The organism is Betaproteobacteria bacterium, from assembly GCA_016720925.1.
In the GTDB taxonomy this organism is placed as follows: Bacteria; Pseudomonadota; Gammaproteobacteria; order Burkholderiales; family Usitatibacteraceae; genus UKL13-2.
The window spans coordinates 237,934-258,117 of record JADKJR010000006.1 but is presented as its reverse complement, the minus strand read 5'-3'; the positions used below and the strand labels follow the sequence as shown (position 1 = coordinate 258,117).

At 57.9% G+C, this 20,184-nt stretch carries 17 protein-coding genes; 10 read left to right on the top strand and 7 right to left on the bottom strand.

Annotated elements, in window-relative coordinates:
• Nucleotides 1-198 precede the first annotated feature (198 nt).
• From IPP88_11315 to IPP88_11270, 10 genes are all read left to right on the top strand, one after another.
• A complete protein-coding gene (locus IPP88_11315) occupies nucleotides 199-2,703 on the top strand; it encodes a hypothetical protein (GenBank protein MBL0123280.1) in 2,505 nt (834 codons plus the stop codon).
• 81 nt (nucleotides 2,704-2,784) lie between these two features.
• The gene (locus IPP88_11310; protein ID MBL0123279.1) at nucleotides 2,785-3,894 is read left to right on the top strand and encodes a hypothetical protein; all 1,110 of its coding nucleotides are present in this window, start codon (nucleotides 2,785-2,787) and stop codon (nucleotides 3,892-3,894) included.
• A complete protein-coding gene (locus tag IPP88_11305; protein MBL0123278.1) occupies nucleotides 3,891-4,388 on the top strand; it encodes a DUF2844 domain-containing protein in 498 nt (165 codons plus the stop codon). The genes IPP88_11310 and IPP88_11305 overlap by 4 nt, the downstream gene beginning before the upstream one ends.
• Nucleotides 4,389-4,554: 166 nt before the next feature.
• A complete protein-coding gene (locus IPP88_11300; protein MBL0123277.1) occupies nucleotides 4,555-5,748 on the top strand; it encodes a DUF3443 family protein in 1,194 nt (397 codons plus the stop codon).
• Between the two features lie 764 nt (nucleotides 5,749-6,512).
• Nucleotides 6,513-7,787, top strand: a complete 1,275-nt coding sequence (locus IPP88_11295; protein ID MBL0123276.1) for a TonB C-terminal domain-containing protein — start codon at nucleotides 6,513-6,515, stop codon at nucleotides 7,785-7,787.
• Nucleotides 7,788-7,808: 21 nt separating this feature from the next.
• Complete coding sequence (locus tag IPP88_11290; protein ID MBL0123275.1) at nucleotides 7,809-8,204, top strand: hypothetical protein; 396 nt, start codon at nucleotides 7,809-7,811, stop codon at nucleotides 8,202-8,204.
• A 7-nt stretch (nucleotides 8,205-8,211) separates the two neighbouring features.
• A complete protein-coding gene (locus tag IPP88_11285; protein MBL0123274.1) occupies nucleotides 8,212-9,108 on the top strand; it encodes a hypothetical protein in 897 nt (298 codons plus the stop codon).
• A 17-nt stretch (nucleotides 9,109-9,125) separates the two neighbouring features.
• Nucleotides 9,126-10,328, top strand: a complete 1,203-nt coding sequence (locus IPP88_11280; protein MBL0123273.1) for a hypothetical protein — start codon at nucleotides 9,126-9,128, stop codon at nucleotides 10,326-10,328.
• A gap of 285 nt (nucleotides 10,329-10,613) precedes the next feature.
• Nucleotides 10,614-11,414 carry a type I methionyl aminopeptidase gene (gene map / locus IPP88_11275; GenBank protein MBL0123272.1) on the top strand — a complete coding sequence of 267 codons (801 nt, stop codon included), beginning with the start codon at nucleotides 10,614-10,616 and terminating at the stop codon, nucleotides 11,412-11,414.
• Between the two features lie 16 nt (nucleotides 11,415-11,430).
• Nucleotides 11,431-14,079 (top strand): [protein-PII] uridylyltransferase, encoded by a 2,649-nt coding sequence (locus IPP88_11270; GenBank protein ID MBL0123271.1) that lies wholly within the window; start codon nucleotides 11,431-11,433, stop codon nucleotides 14,077-14,079.
• A gap of 197 nt (nucleotides 14,080-14,276) precedes the next feature.
• On the opposite strand, the gene IPP88_11265 is transcribed toward IPP88_11270, so the two are convergent.
• The 7 genes from IPP88_11265 to IPP88_11235 all read right to left on the bottom strand — a co-directional run bounded on the left by IPP88_11265 (nucleotide 14,277) and on the right by IPP88_11235 (nucleotide 20,182).
• Nucleotides 14,277-15,461 (bottom strand): ABC transporter permease, encoded by a 1,185-nt coding sequence (locus tag IPP88_11265; protein MBL0123270.1) that lies wholly within the window; start codon nucleotides 15,459-15,461, stop codon nucleotides 14,277-14,279.
• 35 nt (nucleotides 15,462-15,496) lie between these two features.
• Complete coding sequence (locus tag IPP88_11260) at nucleotides 15,497-16,261, bottom strand: ABC transporter ATP-binding protein (protein MBL0123269.1); 765 nt, start codon at nucleotides 16,259-16,261, stop codon at nucleotides 15,497-15,499.
• 67 nt (nucleotides 16,262-16,328) lie between these two features.
• Nucleotides 16,329-17,594 (bottom strand): efflux RND transporter periplasmic adaptor subunit, encoded by a 1,266-nt coding sequence (locus tag IPP88_11255; GenBank protein ID MBL0123268.1) that lies wholly within the window; start codon nucleotides 17,592-17,594, stop codon nucleotides 16,329-16,331.
• A gap of 245 nt (nucleotides 17,595-17,839) precedes the next feature.
• The gene (locus IPP88_11250) at nucleotides 17,840-18,244 is read right to left on the bottom strand and encodes a hypothetical protein (GenBank protein ID MBL0123267.1); all 405 of its coding nucleotides are present in this window, start codon (nucleotides 18,242-18,244) and stop codon (nucleotides 17,840-17,842) included.
• A 38-nt stretch (nucleotides 18,245-18,282) separates the two neighbouring features.
• The gene (locus tag IPP88_11245) at nucleotides 18,283-18,825 is read right to left on the bottom strand and encodes a peptide deformylase (protein MBL0123266.1); all 543 of its coding nucleotides are present in this window, start codon (nucleotides 18,823-18,825) and stop codon (nucleotides 18,283-18,285) included.
• Nucleotides 18,826-18,850: 25 nt separating this feature from the next.
• A complete protein-coding gene (locus tag IPP88_11240; protein MBL0123265.1) occupies nucleotides 18,851-19,621 on the bottom strand; it encodes an S-methyl-5'-thioinosine phosphorylase in 771 nt (256 codons plus the stop codon).
• A gap of 3 nt (nucleotides 19,622-19,624) precedes the next feature.
• Complete coding sequence (locus IPP88_11235; protein MBL0123264.1) at nucleotides 19,625-20,182, bottom strand: hypoxanthine-guanine phosphoribosyltransferase; 558 nt, start codon at nucleotides 20,180-20,182, stop codon at nucleotides 19,625-19,627.
• Nucleotides 20,183-20,184: the final 2 nt, after the last annotated feature.

The following is a 20,184-nucleotide window of genomic DNA, read 5'->3' as shown; positions in this document are numbered from 1 at the left end:
TGGGGTTGTGCCGAACCCGATACCAAAGTTAATATCAAAGGAAGATCTGATTTCGTCAAATCTGGATGAGGGTCGGCAGACTCGGAACGCATGGAAACAGGGTGTATTGTTGGTCCCGGGACTGCCGAAAGACTTGATCAGGCGTTCCCTAACGAAGGCCCGGCCGTCGACCGTGGCAATAAGAGGAAGCAGGTAATCATGCAAAGTAGATACGCGATCGGACGCTGGCTGCTCGCCGGCGTTTTCGCTGCGCTGACGCAACAGGTCTTCGCACAAACCCTCGACGATGTAACCGTAACGGTCCAAGGCAATGACGTGGTTGCGCACGTCAGTTTTTCCGGATCCGTGAGACTGGTTCAGCAATCCCCCGCTACCCCCACGCAGTTCGTTCAATTCCAGGTTGAACTACTGACGGCGGACGAGACGAGCCTCAAACAACGGACCGCGGAGTCGCGACGCGTGCCGGCAACCGCGACATCGCCAGAGTTCACGCTGGTCCTGAACGCCGCGCCGAATGTGCGAACACGGCAAATGACGATGCAGATCAGCGAACTCACTCAGGTACGAGCGCGGCAAGGAGCGAACCCGAGAACCATTGACATCTTGCTTGTCGGCAAGGCAAGAACGCAGCCGGTCGCACAAGTGTCCGAACAGCGTTACGCGGTCAAGTTGGCCAGCGGACCATCGAGCGCAATGGATAGAGTCCCGGCAGTGCCCGCCAGGTTTCAGAATTACGAAGTTTTTGACACGCGTTCAGTTGTCGATGGTGTCAGCTCGTTTGAACTCAATCTTGGCTATTTTTCATCGGAAGCCGATGCCGAAACGGCGCGCAAGTCACTTCTGGAGCGATTTCCAAAAGCCGTTGTGGTGGATTTGTCCCGGCGACGTGCAGAAACGTTGAAATCAGCGTCGGTTCAGCTCGACAAGAAACCGGCCGTGGCAACTGCGGCGCCGAGTCAGCCCGTGCAACCTTTGGCATCGCCGGCTGATAAGAAAATCGCAGAAAAGCTGGAAGAAACGGCACGGGATATACCACCGATGTCGGCGGCTTCCGCCGAAATTGAGGCCAAAGCTACCGAGTTGCTGGCGGCAGCCAAGGAGGCTGTCAGCAAGGAGAACACGGAAACGGCTATCAGCAAACTCAATCAGCTATTGCTGCTGCCCCCCAATTCGGCGACGCAAGATGCGCAGGAAATGATCGGCATCGCATGGGAGCGTGCGGGTAATCTTGCCCGCGCGAGGGTCGAATATGAGCTGTACCTGAAGCTCTTTGAGGGTGGCGATGGTGCGCAGCGTGTTGCGCGGCGGCTTGCTTCGATGAACGCCGGCTCAATCAAACCTGGCGCCCCATCAGAAGTTGCCCGAACGGAACAGGCGAAAAAACCCGAAGTCAAATACAACGGCAACATCGCACAGTATTACTTCGGCGGCAAATCCCGCAGCCAGTCGCTGGTGAACCTGGCCGCCGGAATTGATCAATCGACCTTGAGCAAGACTACGGAATCCGCGCTGGTAACCAACGTTGATCTCGGCGCGAGATATACCACGGAAGCGTCAGATATCCGGGCCGTGCTCAGAGGGACCGGGTCGGCAAACCTGACGGCGACCTCACACAATACCAGCGTGCTGAATGCGGCGTACGTGGATTACCGTCAGAAAGCCAGCGGACTTGCAGTCCGATTTGGCCGGCAATCGCCCATCAATGGCGGACTGCTTGGTATTTTCGACGGCGTTTCGTTGACCTATCCGGTGCGTCCGAGTCTTCGCTTGAGCTTGATGGGTGGCGTACCTGCCAACCCGCTGGTCACTGCACCCGCGGAGACCTTGTTCGCCGGAATGATTGAAGCTGACGCCATCACGGAAAATCTAAGTGGCGACATTTACATCATTGAGCAGAGGACGCAAACAATTGCCAATCGCCGCGCAATCGGCGCCGAGGCGCGTTATTCAAATGAGCGTGGGTCCATGTACGCATTGTTGGACTACGATCAACTGTTTCGCGCGGTGAATGCGGTGTCGCTGCAAGGTTCACTTCAAGGCGGTGGACAGACAACCTACACGATCTTGCTGGATTCCCGAAAGGCACCTTCTTTGCAAATGACCAACGCCCTGATCAGCTCTGGAGCGGCCTCGTTGAGAACATTGTTGCAAATGCAAAGCCTGGAAGAAATCAGGACGGCGGCGTTAGGGACCACCGCGAAGGCGCGCCAAGCGCTATTCAGTGTTTCGAGACCCATTAGCGCAAAATGGCAGCTAACGGGGGATCTCCGGGCCAGTGATATCGGTGCGCTACCCGCCGTGGGCAACTTTGATGCAACGCCTGCAACGGGCGCCCAGACCGGGCTATCGATGCAACTTACCGGCTCGAATCTTTATTCCAAGCGCGATATCAATAACTTCAACCTGAGCTATTTGTCGACACCTCTCTTTCGTGGTGTTCAGTTGTCGTACAACAACCTGACTGGTTTTAATGACAACAAGATCACCCTGGAACCATCCCTGCGCTGGTATACGCAGCGAGATGACGAGGGTTCCAAACTGACGCGGATTTCGCCGGGGCTGCGGGGCACGTACAACTTTTCCAAGCGAACTAGTGTTCTGGGGGAAGGTCTATTAGAGCGTTCGACGAATCAGGGCACCACAAACAATGCCACCATTAATTCAGGATTCTTCTATTTTGGCGTGCGTTATGAATTGTTCTAGGTATTCGCACCATTGGCCATCTGGTCCAGCAAGGTTTTCCGCATCGTTGCGCCACCCAACCCAGATCGCAAGGAATGAAGATTGAATTCGCAACCCGAGAACAGTCACCTGGACACAGGTGGCGTCATAGAGAACGCATCAACCCCGGCGAGTGAGTTCGGCCGGTCGAAAAAGACTTCGCAGAGGACTTGGCTCGCATTGGCGGTGCTGTTTGTCGCCTTGGTCGCGGTTGCGTACCTGTTTCTTGTCGAGAAATCCGGATCGCCGATTTCCGTTGCATCCAAAGCCGGCGAAGACTCCGCATCGTCCAAAGTGGCTGGCCCGGCAACGACTCTGAAAGTCCTTTCAGACGAGCAACTGGAGCGCATGGTCGAGCAGGCTACCAGCCAAACACTAAAGGAACCAAAGAATGCGTCGGCATGGGGGATGCTCGCGCACTCGTACGAAATGCTTGGAAAGTTCACTGAATCCTCCAAAGCCTATACCAGGCTCGCGCAAATTTTACCCAAGGATGCACAAGTACTTGCCGATTATGCGGACGTTCTCGCGGTGGTTAATGGACGCTCATTCAAAGGGGAACCCTTCGAGCTGTTGAAACGTGCGCTGGCACTTGATGCGAAGAATGCAAAGGCACTATTGTTGACAGGCATCGCATACATCGAAGCGCAAGACTATGCAAAAGCCATTTCGCATTTGGAAAAGGCTCGTTCAGCGTCGACAGATGCGGCAATTCTTCGTCAAATTGACGACGGCATCGCGCAGGCGAAGTCCCTCTCTGGCGATCCATCATCGGCAACAGCAGCACCCGTCCAGGGAAAAGCCCAAACGGATGTCGTCGGCGGCGCCGCGGCGCAAGTGTCAGGCCGCGTTTGGCTGGCTGCGGATCTGCGCGCCAAGGCGCCTGCGCAGGCAACTCTGTTCCTGTTTGCGCGCCCTGCAGACGGTTCGCGCATGCCGGTTGCATTGTTGCGAAAAAAGGTCAGTGACCTGCCGATGAGCTTCACGCTGGATGATTCCACGGCCATGGTTCCAAATATGGGCCTTTCGAAACTGTCCAAGGTTATCGTTGTTGCGCGTATATCGTTGAAGGGAGATGTCACGCCGGCGCCAGGAGATCTCGAAGGTGTATCGGCGCCGGTTCCCGTCGGCACCAGTAACCTGAAACTGGAGATTACCGAGGTTCTGAAATGAAGTGGTCCATCATGTCGGCTGGCAGATCAATGCGTTGCTCCTGGGTGTTTGCCGGCGCATGCTGCGTCCTGTTTTATTCACACACCGCGCACGCTGTCTTGGGAGCGGCCGCCAATACGATTCACGCAGATCAGATTCGCTACAAGGGTGCACGTAGCGAGAGTGCCAGCGCGAACGGACTGATGACTACGCATGAAATCAGAATGAGTGACGGATCGGGAATCAAGCAGTATGTCAATTCCGCGGGAGTAGTATTTGCCGTTTCCTGGCGGACTCGCCTGAAGCCGGACCTTGAGGCGTTACTCGGCCCGCGGTTCGCCTTGCAGGGCGCAACGGTTGGAGCGGCGGCCGGGGTTGCCGGAATCAAGAGACAGCAATCCATTCGTCAGCCAAACCTTGTTGTTCATCAAGGCGGTCGCATGAACGCATTTGCCGGATTGGCCTATGTCCCGACGCTGGTTCCAGAAGGTATCGATGCAGAATTGCTCCGCTAGGCTTGATCTCTTTACGGCAGCGTTACTGGTCTTGGCGACCTGCGCTGGCTGCGGAGGTGGCAACTCATCGGTCACAACCTTGTCCGGTGGCGGACTGGGGACGGGTACGGCGGGGACAACGGTCACTTTAGACACTCCAACGGGTCCAAACACGACCGAGGTGATTGTGGATTCAGGCCCGGCCGGTTTTTCGCTGGGTGTTGCAAACGTTCCGTTCGTTACCGTCACCATCTGCGCGCCGAACTCAAGCACATGTACCATCATAGACCATGTTTTTCTCGACACGGGTTCCTATGGTTTGCGCGTGTTGAAAAGCAAAGTTTCCAGCCTGTCATTGCCGCCCATCGCGCTGGCCGCGGATCCGCAAAACAATACGCCCGCGGGTACTGCGGTGGAGTGTTACGCGTTTGTTCTCGGTGGGGTTTGGGGTCCGCTGGCCAAAGCCGATGTCCATATTTCGGGGGAAACGGCCACCGCAATTCCCATTCAGGTGATCGATGACACCGCAGGCACAACTCTCACCGTGCCGTCAGACTGCGTCACGGCCTCCGGCGGGAGCGTGTTCAGCTCAGCGGCGTCGCTACAGGCAAATGGAATACTTGGCATCGGCATGATCCCCTATGATTGCGGGCTGAGTTGCCTGTCACCGGCAAATTACGCCGGATTCCATGTCCAGTACTACGTTTGCCCTGACGCAGTCACGGCAAATTGCAAGCCGGCGGGCATCCCAATTGCCCAACAAACGCAGAATCCTGTCATACATTTCGTCCCGGACGATCGCAACCCTCAGCCAGACAACAACGGTACGATTCTCAGCTTGCCCGCACTGCCGGCCTTGGGGGCCGGTGTCGCAAAGGGACGGTTGGTATTCGGCATTGGCACACGCACCAACAATCAGATTTCACCCAGCGCGAAAATGCTGATGGTTGACGTCAACCCGTCCAGTCCCAGCTATCTCTATTTCACGACAAATCTGGGCTCAACAAGCTTTTCAGAAAGCTACATCGACAGCGGATCAAATGCATTTTTCTTCAATGACGCCAGTATTCCGCAAAGCTGCAAGAGTTCCTCAGGATCAACCACGTCTGCCGGCTGGTATTGCCCTCCAGGCACCGCGCCAGTCACGCGAAACGCGATCCTGACCGATTCACTCGGGCGCACCGCACCCGTCGATTTTTCAATCGCCAATGCGGATGTGCTTTTCAGTGGCTCCAGCACCGCCTTCGGCAATCTGGGAGGTTCCATCAATCAAGCGCCCCAGACCTTTGTGTGGGGGCTTTCATTCTTTTATGGGCGTAGTGTCTACACGTCGATCTGGGGGCAGGCACTTTCACCCAACGGTCCCTGGAATGCTTTCTAGACCCAGATATCGCCGCCCCCTTTCGGATTTGAATAGCTTGACGTTGATCCGCAGTTCCCTGCGGTTCGATGGGCCTGGTTATTTCACGTTGGGAGCGCTCCGCGGGGCGTGGAAAATTGGCACAGCCGGGCGATAGCAGGCGCGCGCCTCCGCCGGTGAATTCGCGCGCGAAATCAGACTGGTCGGCGGCGAGATTGCCGGTCAAAGCGCGTCCACGCCGGCGACGCTGGTATTTCCGTCGCATTTATACTCGTTTGCGTTTTGAGCACGCACTGATTATTTCGTGCCTGATTCACCTGATGATCCTGAGCGTCAAATTTGATTTGCCCAGCTTGGGCATGCCGGGTAGCCTTTTTTCAAAGGCCGAACGTCGCACCGGTGATGCTTCGTTAAGGGTGACAATTGCGGCCCGATCGAGCATCGCCACGCAAACAAACGCAAAACCGTCGTCGTCATCCCCTCGAGAGAAGGTCACCCGGCCCGTACAGAATTCGCCCCGTCAGGTCATGACACCTGGCTCCGTATCAAAACCTTCTGACACGGAACGCCAGACGCAATCCAAAACCGACTCACCTCCCGAGGTTTCGCGGAAGCAGGCGAAGAGTGCTCCGCGTCAAGTCAAGCCGGCGCAGGCCAAGGAATCTGTCAAGCCTCCCCCGCCCACGAAGCGGATTGCACCGGAGCCCGCGTTTGTCGCGAAGGTAACGGCGAGCGCGCCCACGCCGGAATCAGCAAGCAAGGCAGAGGAATTGCGTCAAGAAACCGTGCGACAAGAAACAATACGCCGCGAGGAGGCCGCCGCACAAGCGGCAGCGCTGGAAGCGGCACGGATCGAGGTTTTGCAGCAGGAGGCATTGCGGCAAGAAACCCTGCGCCTGGAAGCGGCTGCGCAGGCAGTGGCCTCACAGGAAGCCGTTCAACGTGAGGTCTTGCGGCAGGAAGCCATGCGTCAAGCGACTGCGGCGCAGGCGGCAGCCGCGCAAGAAGCGGCTCGGCGTGAGGCCTTACGTCAGGAGGCGCTGCGGCAGGATGCCATGCGCCAGGAGGCTGCCGTGCAAGCAGCGGCTATACAAGCAGCAGCTACGCAGGAAGCGGCCAGGCGTGAAGCATTGCGTCAGGAGGCCGCGCGCCAAGAGGCCGCGGCGCAAGCAGCCGCCACGGAAGAAGCGGCACAGCGTGAGGCCGCGCGTCTTGAAGCTCTGCGACAGGAAACAATGCGACAGGAGGCAGCCGCCCAGGCTGCGGCTACTCAGGAGGCGGCTCAGCGTGAAGCGGCACGTCAGGACGCATTGCGACAGGAAGCTGCCGCCCAGGCAGCAGCCGCACAGGAAGCAGCGCAGCGCGAGGCTATGCGCCAGGAGGGATTGCGACAGGAAGCGGCTGCACAAGCAGCAGCCGCGCAGGAAGCCGCTCAGCGAGAGGCCATGCGGCAAGAAGCCTTGCGACAGGAAGCTTCCGCACAAGCAGCAAGCGCACAGGAGGCTGCTCAACGTGACACCATGCGTCAGGGACAGGAAGCATTGCGCCGGGAGGCCGCAGGACAGGCCGCAAAATCCGATAGTGTTGCCGCCTCACAACAGCGTACTGCGCCGGCGGCTACTTCAGCAAAAGTCGAGCAGTCCGCGCCCATTAAACTTGCCGAAAAACCACCGGAAGGACGATCGGAAAGCTCAAGGCGTCGAACGCTTTTGGGGCGCCCGGGTCCGGACCAGGATTTGCGCCTGAGAATGCTTGCCGAGGGCTGGCGGCAGAAAGTCGAACAAAACGCCCCGCTTGACGTGCTGCAAGCCGCAAAGAGCGGCCCTTATGAAAATCCCGTGGTCACTGTGGCGCTTCGTCGGGATGGCAGTGTCGAGAGCGTCGTAATCAATCGTTCCAGCGGCGTGGTCGCAATCGACGATGCCGTCAGGCAAGTCGTTTACATGCTATCGCCATTTTCTCCGTTTCCGTCGGATGTGGGAGTGGACTACGACATCATCGAGATTCGCCGCGTGTGGAGCTTTGATGTCGCCGTTCGTCTCCTCTATGGCGGACGCTAGAATTTTTGCCGGGGCAAAAGCGTGAGACTGCCGCTTATGCACCCCTATGATGGCGACATGCAGATCAAATATGCCGAGGCGGAATTTCTCGCGAATGATCGACGATGGGCCGCGAACTCTGCCGCCGCAGTTAGCGCTTGGGAGAAGCTACAGAAGTTTGGGCCTGCCCATTTTGTTCACGTGCATGAACTGGCGAAACGCGACTGCATCGCGAATCCGCCGACCTGCTTTGATTTGAGCGACGCGGATACAACGTCGCCGGAATTCAAGTTATCATCGCTCAGCCGGGTCGCTATCGTAGCGCGCGCATCCCGGACCGGCGACGCGCGTGCCCAGGCTGGAGATTTCGAGGGAGTCAGCGCGGCTATTGCAATCGGCGCGGGCGAAGTTTCCGTGCTCATCAACAAGGTCCAATAGGCTATTCATGGCCGCTCGACGACAAACCAACGCTTCTGCAGCAACCTCCAGTGCGGCGCTGATCCGTTCGATCCGCCACATCATGCGGCCGATCGTTCGATTGATGATGCGTCACGGCATCGTATTGCAAACATTTCACCAGCTCATCAAGTCCGTATATACCGAGGAATCAGAGAAGGAAATCAAAGCCATTGGCGGGACCGCAACCGATTTGCAGATCTCCATGATGACCGGTTTGCATCGCAAGGAGGTGAAGCGTTTTCGCGAAGAGGGATACGATGCCTTTATTCTCTCGCCAACGCTTTCGATGGGTGCGGATGTCGTTACGCGCTGGCTCACCGACAAGCGCTTTCAGTCTGCGCGGCGCGAGCCAAGGGCACTCAGCATCCGCAAAGGCAAAGCGGTTGAGACCTTTTCCACATTGGTCAAGTCCGTTGACGCCGAATTGAGGCCATCAGTCGTTTTGGCCGAAATGGTAAGAATGGGCATCGTTCATGTCGAAAACGAAATGGTGCATTTGGTTGTCGATGCATTCGTCCCCCAAAAAGCATTTGACGATCAAGTGCAATATCTTGCTGAAAACGGTCATGACCATCTCGCGGCGGTGGTCCACAATTTGAGCGCAGCGGAAACGCAAATGCTTGAGCAGAGCATTTCCGCGACCGCCCTTTCCGCCGCTTCCGCGGAGGAGCTTGAACGCACCGCCCGCAGTTTGTGGAAGCAGGTCATGCAACAGCTCATGGAGCGCGCCATTGAACTGGAAGGACGCGACAAGATCGACGAAAAACACGACGCGCGTATCAACTTCGGTGCGTATTTCTACAAAGAATCTGTTCCTACGCTGGATGGATCGCCCACTACCGGAAAACGTGCCGCCAAACGTACGGGAGCAATCCGTAGTTAGCTTTCAAGGAATTCGCCATGCAAAACACAAATAATTTCAACACATCGCAACACGCCTGCCGCACGCGGGAACGCTTGGTAATTTGGCTTACCGCGTTGCTATCCGTGGCCACCCTGTTCGTCGCCGGCGCATTGGGCGCTGCGGTGCGGACAGGCGGGACCGGCCAGCACTATGCCTTCGGCGAAATCGAAGACTTTGGCAGTATCGTCGTGCATGGTGTGCACTACGACGAGTCGCAAGCCAACATCATCGTCGATGGCGTGCCCAATCAGTCACGTGCGGCTCTGAAACTCGGAATGGTGGTCGAAATCGAAGGTGATTTCAATTACACGCTTGGCACCGGTACCGCCGCTATCGTGCGCACGAACCGCGCCATCCTTGGGCAAGTGCAAAGTATCAATTCCGCGAATGGCGAAATGCAGGTGCTTTCGCAACGCGTGGCTGCCGACTTGTCGACGCGACTTGGTGGAATCGCGAACCTTTCACAAATCGCGGCGGGCGATTGGGTCGCCATACATGGCTTGAACGACCCTGCACGTAACCTGTTTGCGGCAACGCTTATTGAAGCCATCGCGCCGCCCATGTCGGCGCTCTCCGAGATTCGGGGGGTTGTGCGCAACACCCGCGATGATCGCTTCCGCATCGGCGTTCTTGACGTGATTTCCAAAACAGCTCGCGTCGAAAATGGCGACTTCGTCGCGGTGAAAGGGATATTCGACGCCAAGTCAGCGTCAGTTCTGGCGACGGAAGTTTCAGTCACACCAGAGATCGAAATCCACGAGGACGCGGGCAATGACATTGAGGGGTTTATCGCTGACTTCCGTTCGTCAAGAAACTTCACCGTTGCCGGTGTCGCCATCGATGCAGGCGCGGCAAGTTATTCCGGCGGCACCGCCAACAACCTGAAGCCGGGCGTGCGAGTCACCGTTGAAGGATTCGTCGTCAATGGCGTTCTGGTCGCGGAGGAAATCAAGTTTCATTCAACCGAAATAGAATCGAGCGATTCCAGTGGATCGTCAATCGAGGTCAGCGGAATCATCAGCGAGTTTCGCTCAATCGGTGATTTCGTCGTCAAGGGCCGGCGAATTGACGCCTCGGATGCATCGATAAGCATTAAGGACGATCACGCGCCGGCTGTTGGACAAAAAGCCAAGGCCAAGGGAAAACGGAAGTCGGATGGAAGCGTCAGAGCAACCAAAGTTGAATTTGAAGCAAACTGAATCGTGACGGCAGGGCCAATTCACGCCGACATGGGGGTGGTCGCCGATTCAAACTTGCCGTCCGCACGTCCATCCGGTTCATTGACCGGGATTCACACTCAGGCAGAAACGCAGAAAATTGTTGAAGATCGCCATTTGACGCGGCGTCCCGGGCGATTTTGCCCGGAAAGCCGCGCCAATGCTGGACTTTTTGTCCTTTATCGGGCATCGCACCGGCCATTGGTCGGCGCATGCGCAACTCAATTGCTATACTCCTGCCTTGCTTTTCCAACCAGAATTGAAATCGTGAACATTGTTATCAAGACCCCGCAGGACATCGAGAAAATGCGCGTCGCCGGCCGACTGGCCTCGGAAGTGCTCGATTTCATTACTCCCTACGTCAAGCCAGGCGTCACCACCGGCAAAATCGACGAGTTGTGTCACGACTTCATGGTCAATGTGCAGGGTACCATCCCGGCACCCCTGAATTACGCGCCACCGGGGCACCGGCCTTATCCGAAGTCAGTATGCACTTCCGTCAATCACCAAGTTTGCCACGGCATTCCTGGCGACAAACTGCTGAAAAATGGGGACATCGTCAATATCGATATCACCGTCATCAAAGAGGGATATCACGGCGATACCAGCCGTATGTTCTGCATGGGCGAACCTTCAATCCAGGCCAAGCGCTTGTGCGAAAGCACGTACGAATCGATGTGGCGCGGCATACGCGAAGTAAAGCCAGGCGCCACCTTTGGAGATATCGGCCACGCGATTCAGGTATTTGCCGAAGGGGCAGGCTACAGCGTGGTGCGCGAATTCTGTGGTCATGGCATCGGCAAAAGATTTCACGAAGAACCGCAAGTGCTGCACTACGGCCGTGCCGGGACAGGGGCGAAATTGCAGCCCGGCATGATTTTCACCGTCGAGCCTATGATCAACGCCGGCCGTCGCGATATCCGCATGCTCGGCGATGGCTGGACGGTGGTAACGGCCGATCACAGCCTCTCCGCCCAATGGGAACATACGGTGCTGGTCACGGAAGACGGCTTTGAAGTTCTGACGGTGTCTGAAGGTACGCCCGCAGCGCCGGCGCACCTCAATTAGCACTGCGCCGCGGACGATGGCTTCCGCCAAGAGATCCGCATCTCTACGACAGGTTCCCGCCAATTCGCCTGCACAGGCCAGCACCCGTGTCGCCTATGCGCGGCATATTCGCGACTGGCTGGCTGAACAGCGCACGGCACTGAAACGCGCCTACCAGCAACGTCCGCAACCCGATCGCAACCTGCGGCAACATGCCGCGATCGTCGATGACGCCATCGTGCGTATCGCGACCGATATCGGCCTGCCGGAATCATTCGCTATTGTTGCCGTTGGCGGTTACGGGCGCAGGTTCCTGTTTCCGGCATCCGATGTAGACGTTCTGGTGCTATTGCCCGACGCCGGGGCCGCATCCGATACGACTTCCGCCATGCCGACTGTCGAGGCGTTCGTGAGTCTGCTGTGGGATGCGGGGCTGGAGCCCGGCATTTCCGTGCGCACCGTGAACGAGTGCGTGGAAGAATCCCGGAAAGACATCACCGTCGATACCGGCCTGCTTGAATCACGCCGCGTGTGGGGCAGTGCAGACTTGGTCGCCGAACTCAATCGCGCGCTAAAGAAGGCCCGTTCGGTCAAAGGTTTCTTCGAGGCCAAGATCGACGAGCAGCACCGCCGCCACGCACGCCACAATGATGTCGCCTTGAATCTGGAACCGAACATCAAGGAAAGTCCCGGCGGCTTGCGCGACTTGCAAACCATCATGTGGCTGGTCAAGGCGGCCGATCTCGGCGACGACTGGAAGATACTTGAAGAACAGGGACTCATTACGCCGTACGAGGCGAAATATATCCGCCATCACCGGCGAGTCCTGATCGATATTCGCATTCGCCTGCATTACCTCGCCGGGCGCCGCGAGGACCGCCTGGTATTCGATCATCAAACCGCGTTAGCCAAAGAACTCAAACTCGCAGGGACCAAAAGTAAATTGCCCTCCGAAGTCCTGATGCGCCGCTACTACCTCACGGCAAAAGCCATTTGGCAGATGAACTCGATCCTGCTGCCGACCTTGCTGGAGAGAATTTCACATCGGCGCAAGGATCAGGTTCAGCCGATCGACGACGAATTCGTGCTGGAGAATGGCAACATTGCCGCGTGTGACGTGGAAATTTTCAAACGTGATCCCCGGTCTATTTTTCGCGCGTTCCTTGCCCTGCAAAGCGTCCAGGAAGCCGAATTCTTCGAGCCCGACACCTTGCGCGCGCTGTGGCGCGCCGTTCATCTGATCGATCAGAAATTCCGCGACGACCCGGTAGCGAACCAGCTATTCCTGAAAATCCTGCAAAGTGAAAAAGTCACGTTCAACCTGCGCCGCATGAGCCGCTACGGCGTACTCGGCCGCTACATTCCCGCGTTCGGCCGCATCGTCGGGCAGATGCAGCACGACCTCTTCCACGTGTACACGGTGGATGAACACATCCTGATGGTGATCCGCAATCTGCGCCGCATGGTGTTGCCGCGCTTCTCACACGAATTCCCGTACTGCCACGAACTGGCCCACGAATTTGCGCGACCGGAGATCCTGTATCTGGCGGCGTTGTTTCACGACATTGCCAAAGGGCGCGGCGGTGATCATTCCGCGCTAGGCAGGCGCGATGCCCGCCAATTCTGCCGAAAACTGCAAGTGTCGAAAGCAGATACCGCGCTGGTGACCTGGCTGGTGGAAATGCACTTGCAGATGTCCGCGGTTGCGCAAAAGCAGGACCTGTCCGACCCGGATGTGATTTCGCAATTCGCGCAGCGCGTCGGCGACGAACGCAAACTCACTGCCCTTTATCTGCTGACGGTCGCGGACATTCGCGGTACCAGCCCACACGTGTGGAACGCCTGGAAAGGCAGGCTGCTCGAACAATTATTCCGCGCCACGCAGCGCTTGTTGCGCGGCGACTCGATGCCGAACGAACACTGGATCGAGGCGCGCAAGCTTGAGGCACTCAAACTTTATCGCGAGTCCGCCAACATTAACGAAGCATCCACGCCAAACCTGTGGGCGCACACCGATGCCCGCTATTTCCAGCGTTTCGATTCGGCCGAAATTTCGTGGCATGCGTTGGTGCTGAATGACAATCCAAGCCCCGCGGAAGCGGTCGTCAAGGTACGCCCCCAGTCTGACGATGACCCGCAGCAAGGCTTCGCGGTGATGGTCATGACCCACGATCAGCCAGGACTGTTCGCGCGCATCACCGGCTTCTTCGAGAAACTCGCCTTCGACATCGCTGCCGCCAAGATTTACACCACCGCTCACGACTACGCCCTCGACGTATTCCAAATCCTGCCCAAAGCCGACAGCGCGGACCGCTACCGGGATGTGATCGGCATGATCGAACACGAACTTGCGCGCGTACTGAACGACCCGTCCGCGCCGCCGCCCTCGCTCTCCGGACGCATCTCCCGCCAGGTAAAACACTTCCCGATGGAGCCGGCCATTGCGCTCAAGCCATCGCGTCAGAAACCGTACTACGAACTCACCGTAAGTTGTGCGGACCGGCCAGGGTTGCTATCCGCCATCTCCAGAGTATTTCTTGAATTCAATATCAGCCTTCACGACGCGCGCATCACTACCCTGGGGCAGCGCGCGGAGGACGTATTTATCCTTGCGCATCCTGAGTTGGGAAATGTGGAATTTGCGAAGGAGTTTCAGGCGAAGTTGACGAAGGAATTGCGGCCGTAGGGCAAGTTTAAAACGCAAACGCTAGCGCGGCTTCCAGGCTATAAATCCCCGGAGATGCCCGGCAAATCGCGATATACGTTGAGGCGTCGGCGTACATTGCAAAACGGAATGAAGAAAGCGATGAAGCTGCACCACTAACAACTTCAAGGAATCGCCAAGTTCGGTTCCAGGTCGGGTGGCACAACGCGACCTACCATTCATTCGTGCCTCAAACACTCCACCGGCTGCAGCTTCGACGCGCGCCTCGCCGGATAAAAGCCGAAGAACACGCCTACCGCGCAACTGAATACTGTCGCAATGACCACAGCCTTCACTCCGATGGCCATGTCAAATTTTCCGGTCGAGGAAATCGCCGCTGCCAGGGCAGAGGACAACGCGACGCCAATCACACCGCTGACCAAACATATCGACACGGCCTCGATCAGAAACTGCCACAGCACATCGGCCGGCCGCGCGCCGATGGCCATGCGTATGCCGATTTCGCGGGTGCGTTCGGTGACGCTGACCAGCATGATATTCATGATGCCGATGCCGCCCACTACCAGCGACACCGCGCCGATGAAGCCGAGCGCCAGCGACAAACCGGTCGCGATCGCCTCGGCGGATTTGGCGAATTCACCGAAATTCACCACCCGAAAATCATCCTGATCGTCAGCGCGGATGCGATGACGATCGCGAATGAGGTCCGAAATGTCGGCCACCATGTCGTTGAGCCCTTCGGCGCTCTTTGATTGCGCGATGATGTACTGCACCGAACGCGGCGTCGGCGTGCGCACCAGCGTCACGCGCGCGGTAGAGATCGGCACCATCACCACTTCGCCGATATCGCCGGCATCGAAGCTTTGACCTTCGTTGTCGAGTACGCCGATCACCTGAAAGCTCTGGTTGTCGATGCGGATACGCTGGTTGATGGGGTCCGCTTTGTAGAACAACTGCTCGGCGACTTTCTTGCCGAGCACCGCGACCCGGGCCGCGCTGGCGATATCCACTTCGCTCAGTGCAATGCCCTTCGCCATGCGCAGATTGCGAATGGCGAAGGCGGCGGGCGTGGTGCCCTGCACCTGGTTGTTGCTGTTGTCGTTGCCAAATGAAATCTGCGAAAACGTCGTCAGCATCGGCGCCGCGCCCTGCACGCTCGGCAGGCGATTGATTGCCTCCGCATCATCGATCGTCATGGTCTGCACGGTACCGGTACGCAGCCGCGCGCCGACGGCCTTGCGCGAATCAGCCTGCACCAGCACCAGATTGCTACCCAGCACCGCAAGCTGCTTGTTGATGAATGCCTTGATGCCGTCACCCACCGCGAGCATCAACACCACGCTGGCGATGCCGATGATGATGCCAAGCATGGTGAGCATGGTGCGCATCGGATTGGCCAGCATCGCTCGCAGGGACTCTGCCCACACCTGGGTGAATTTCATGCGCGCACCTCGCGTATCGCGGTGGCATTGAGATCCTGCCCGCCAGCTTCATGTGGTTCGTTCTGCAATTGATGCAAACCTTCGCGCGCCGGTCCATCGTAGAGCACCAGCCCATCCTTCAGCCTCACCAGTCGCTTTGCATATGCCGCGATATCCGGCTCATGCGTGACCAGGATGATGCTCTGCCCGCGATCGCGGTTGAGCTCGGTGAGCGCGGTCAGGATATCGTTACTGGTGCGAGTGTCCAGGTTTCCCGTGGGCTCGTCGGCCAGAATAAGCGGCGGATCAGCCACCAGCGCGCGGGCGATCGCCACGCGTTGTTGCTGTCCGCCCGAGAGCTGGTTCGGCTGCCGCTGCGCGAACTCGGCGAGGCCCACCTTCGCGAGCTGCGCCTGCGCACGCTTGCGTGCTTCGGATCGCGACACGCTTGCGTAAAGCAACGGCAGCGCCACGTTGTCGAGAACGGTCATGCGTTTCAACAAGTTGAAACTCTGGAACACAAAGCCGATGGTTCGATTGCGAAGTCCCGCCAGTTCGGCGCGCGTGAGGGTATTCACGGTGTGGCCCGCAAGCTGGTGCTGGCCCGAGGTTGGCGTATCGAGGCAGCCAAGGATGTTCATCAACGTGGACTTGCCCGAGCCGGACTGCCCCATGATGGCAACAAAGTCACCGCGCTGCATGCTGAAATTGATGCCGTGCAATACCGGCGTTTCAACGCGATTGGAGAAGTAGCTTTTGCGCACGGCAGTGAGTTTCACCAACGGCACAAGTGCGGTGTTCAATGCGGTGTCGGACATGACGATTGGGGCCGGAATATTCAACCAGGCACTATGGCTGCTTCGTCGGGTCAGCCAGCAGCGAACGCACCACCACCTTGTCGCCCGCCTGCAACGGCCCTTTCACCACTTCGGTGAACTTGCTGTTGGAGACACCGATAACGACATCGACGGGTTCTGCCTGCGCTTGTTGCCCGGGTATTTTCGCCTCCACCAGTTTGTAGATGCGATAGAGTCGCTCACCGGTCTTGGTGCGCAGGCCGAGTTCGTCGGTATTGTCTTCGGCGATCTTTTCATCTTTCTTGCCGTCTGCCGTCTTGTCGTCCTTCGGATCTTTCACGCCCAGTAATTTCTTCTTCAGCGCGTCCATGGCGACTTCAAAATCGCTCGGGCGATAACGCAACGCTGCGGTGGGAACACGCAACGCGTTTGGCTTGTTTGCCGTGATGATGCGGACCTGCGCGGTGAGGCCGGGCTTGAGAAGTTCTTCCGGATTTTCGACATCGATCACCACGTTGTAGGTCACGACGTTCTGCTGAACGTTGGCGGCGAGGCGAAACTGCCGCACCTTGCCATCGAAGTCGCGGTCGGGAAATGCATCGACCACAAACCGAACTGGCTGCCCGTCCTTCAGCAAGCCGACATCCGCTTCCGATACATTCGTATCGATTTGCATGCGCTTCAGGTCGGCAGCGATGATGAACAGATTGGGCGTTTGATAACTTGCGGCAACCGTCTGCCCAAGGTCTACCGTGCGTTTGATGATAACGCCGTCAATCGGGGCACGGATGATGCTGTTGGCCATGTCCGCGCGAGCGCGTTCAAGCAGCGCTTCGTTCACCTGCACTTGCGCGGTAGCGGCGTCGAGCGTCTGCCGTAACTGTTCGAGTGCCGCAGGGGAAATGAAACCCTGGGTGACCAGCTTTGCATTGCGATTGTAATTGCTGTCCGCCAGCGTGAACTGCGCGCGCGCCGCGTTGAGCGATGCGACGTTTTGCTTGATGACCGCCTGCAGCAGCGTCGGCTCTATCTTGAGCAGCACCTGACCGCGCTTCACCCGATCGTTGAAATCCACGTTGATTTCACTGACCGTGCCCGAAACCTGAGTGCCGACATTTACCAGGCCAACCGGATTCAGCGTGCCGGTCGCGGTGACAAACTGCACGATCGAGCCACGATCAACGTCCGATGTTTTGTAGCGCGGCTTGTCGTCAGCCGACATGAATTTCTTCTGCAACACATTGCCGCCCCACACCAGCGCCACGATGGCGAGGATGACAATGGTGCCTATTACACGGCCTTTGGTGATCAGTTTCATGTTGGGTGCGCGGTCAACGTACAAGGGTTATTGGAAGGGGTGCGTCCGGTGGCAAACACGGCAACAACCAAGCGTCCGACTTTCCCGCGTTCCATAGGGACTCCCGTTGGTCGCCGCGGGAATGTCAGAGGCTCGTGAGCTTGTGAATTTGATGGGGCGGCGTCAGAAAACTCAAGCACTGGCGCACCTTCCAGGACACTTTCGCCTGAAAACCCCCGTCAAATGGCAATCTGCGTATTGCGGCGCTACGCGACCGGCTTCAGATCATTCAGTTTCAACCAGCCCTTGATCACGCGATACAAATACCAGATCAACACACCAACTGGCAGCATCCACAGCACCAGCATACCAACACCGAGCGTCAACAAACCGAGCACCCAGAAGACGGTCCACGCGACGATGGCCCACAGGATGCCCCACCAGAAAGTACGCGACAGATACGAATAGTGCGAATCGAGCCACGTGCCGCGAACGTCGTCGCGTCTGATCATGCCGATGATCATGGCCACGATGGCGAGCAGCCACATCGTAAACGGCGCCAGCGCATGCAGGGCATACAGAACGTGAGTAATCGTCATCTGACCGGATACGTCGCGTTCGCCTTCGGGACTGGCATGAGTTACGGGTACGACATCAATTGTTTCGGCCATGGTGACCTCCTTTAAGAAAAATGTGCTGCTTCATTCCTTCATTCCTCATCCACGCCCACCAATTCCGGGAACAGGATGTCGGTATATCCAAACTTTGTCAGGTCCTTCATCCGCATGGGATAGAGCACGCCGTCGAGATGATCGACTTCGTGCTGCACCACGCGCGCGTGAAAGCCGCCGACGGTGCGGTCGATCGGCTTGCCAAACGGGTCAAAACCCGTGTATCGAAGCTCGGGGTAGCGCGGCACCAGCCCGCGCATTCCCGGTACCGACAGGCATCCTTCCCAATCATCCACTTGGGCGGCGGACACCGGCGTGAGCTCCGGGTTGATAAGCACGGTGAACGGAATGCGCTCGCGATTGGGATAGCGCGGATTATCCGTTACTTCAAAAATAACCACGCGCACATTTTCGCCGATCTGCGGCGCCGCGAGGCCCGCACCACTGGCCGCGACCATGCTGTCCTTCATGTCGGCCAGCAACGCATGCAGCGCGGGAGAATCGAATTTATCTCTCGGCCACGGCGCCGATTTTTCGAACAAACTCGGTGTGCCCATTTTCAGGATCGCACGCGCGGCCATCAGCCAAGCCCCCTTTCCGCCGCCATCAGCTCAGTCCTCTTTCCGCCGCCGGCAATGCCGCGTGCATCTTCACCACCTCGGCAATGATCAGCCGCGCTTTTTCCATGCCGGCCGCAAGCACCGCATCGGCGTCGACCAGCTTGATTCCCGCGGACGACGAGCCCAACCCGGCGGCATGATTCATCGATAGCGCCAGCGTCGCATACGAAAGCTGCTTCTCGCGCGCGAGTGCCGCCTCTGGCATGGTGGTCATCCCGACCATAGTGCAGCCATCGCGGTCCATGCGCATGATCTCTGCGCGCGTTTCCAGACGCGGCCCTTGCAACACGCCGAGCACGCCCGCTTCCAGCACCGGCATGGCAACGGCCTTGGCGGCAGCCAGCAGCAACTTTCGGCCACGCTCGCAAAACGGGAACGTGAAATCGATGTGCGTGACGGGCTCATCACCTTCAAAGTACGTATGTTTGCGGCTGTGGGTGTAATCGATTAGCTGGTCGGGAATGGCCAATACACCGGGGCCCATGTTCGCGGCAATGCCGCCCACCGCATTGACCGCGATGATGCGCGTTGCGCCGGCTTTGTGCAGTGCCCAGATATTGGCGCGGTAGTTGACCTCGTGCGGCGCCAGCGTGTGCGCATAGCCATGGCGCGCGAGAAATATCATTTCTGCCGACCCGATGTGGCCGAACGTGAGATGACCCGAGGGCTCGCCATAAGGCGTGCGCACCACTTCGCGGCGCGAGATTTCCAGATTCGCCAGGTTGGTGAGGCCGGTGCCGCCGATAATCGCCAGCATCGCCTAATTCCCTTTTTTCGCATAGATCGCGGGCAGGTTACGCCATGCGCCGGACACATCCATGCCATAGCCGTAGATGAAACGGTTAGGCACGGTGAGGCCGACGTACTTGGCCTTCAACGGCTTTTTGTCATTGATCGCGGCGCCGTAGTCTTTGTAGCAAAACACGGCACACTCAACACTGAGCGCACCTTGGCTCTTCAGTAATTCCACAATCGCCGACAACGTGACACCCTCATCCAGAATGTCGTCCAGTAGCAGCACGTGGCGCCCTTTGACGTTATCGCGCGGCGTGACGCGCCAGGTAAGGTGCGTGCCGACGGTATTTTCACCGTAGCGCGATGCCTGGACGATATCGAAGTCCAGCGGAAAATCGAGCTGCGGAAGCAATTGGCCGGCAAATACCACCGCGCCGCCCATCACACCAAACACCAGCGGATGCTTGTCCGCGTAGTCGCGATTCAATTCCCTGGCGACATGAGTTGTCGCGGCGTTGACCTCGTCAGCGGTGAACAATACTTCGGAATCGGCAAGCAGGGCTTTGGCGTCTTTTGTATTCATGA

What these genes read in the sequence shown, in the direction of transcription:
- IPP88_11315 (MBL0123280.1), top strand. Translation starts at nt 199, where the DNA reads ATGCAAAGTAGATACGCGATCGGACGCTGGCTGCTCGCCGGCGTTTTC.
- IPP88_11305 (MBL0123278.1), top strand. Translation starts at nt 3,891, where the DNA reads ATGAAGTGGTCCATCATGTCGGCTGGCAGATCAATGCGTTGCTCCTGG.
- IPP88_11285 (MBL0123274.1), top strand. Translation starts at nt 8,212, where the DNA reads ATGGCCGCTCGACGACAAACCAACGCTTCTGCAGCAACCTCCAGTGCG.
- IPP88_11280 (MBL0123273.1), top strand. Translation starts at nt 9,126, where the DNA reads ATGCAAAACACAAATAATTTCAACACATCGCAACACGCCTGCCGCACG.
- IPP88_11270 (MBL0123271.1), top strand. Translation starts at nt 11,431, where the DNA reads ATGGCTTCCGCCAAGAGATCCGCATCTCTACGACAGGTTCCCGCCAAT.
- IPP88_11265 (MBL0123270.1), bottom strand. Translation starts at nt 15,461, where the DNA reads ATGCTGGCCAATCCGATGCGCACCATGCTCACCATGCTTGGCATCATC.
- IPP88_11255 (MBL0123268.1), bottom strand. Translation starts at nt 17,594, where the DNA reads ATGAAACTGATCACCAAAGGCCGTGTAATAGGCACCATTGTCATCCTC.
- IPP88_11250 (MBL0123267.1), bottom strand. Translation starts at nt 18,244, where the DNA reads ATGGCCGAAACAATTGATGTCGTACCCGTAACTCATGCCAGTCCCGAA.
- IPP88_11245 (MBL0123266.1), bottom strand. Translation starts at nt 18,825, where the DNA reads ATGGCCGCGCGTGCGATCCTGAAAATGGGCACACCGAGTTTGTTCGAA.
- IPP88_11240 (MBL0123265.1), bottom strand. Translation starts at nt 19,621, where the DNA reads ATGCTGGCGATTATCGGCGGCACCGGCCTCACCAACCTGGCGAATCTG.
- IPP88_11235 (MBL0123264.1), bottom strand. Translation starts at nt 20,182, where the DNA reads ATGAATACAAAAGACGCCAAAGCCCTGCTTGCCGATTCCGAAGTATTG.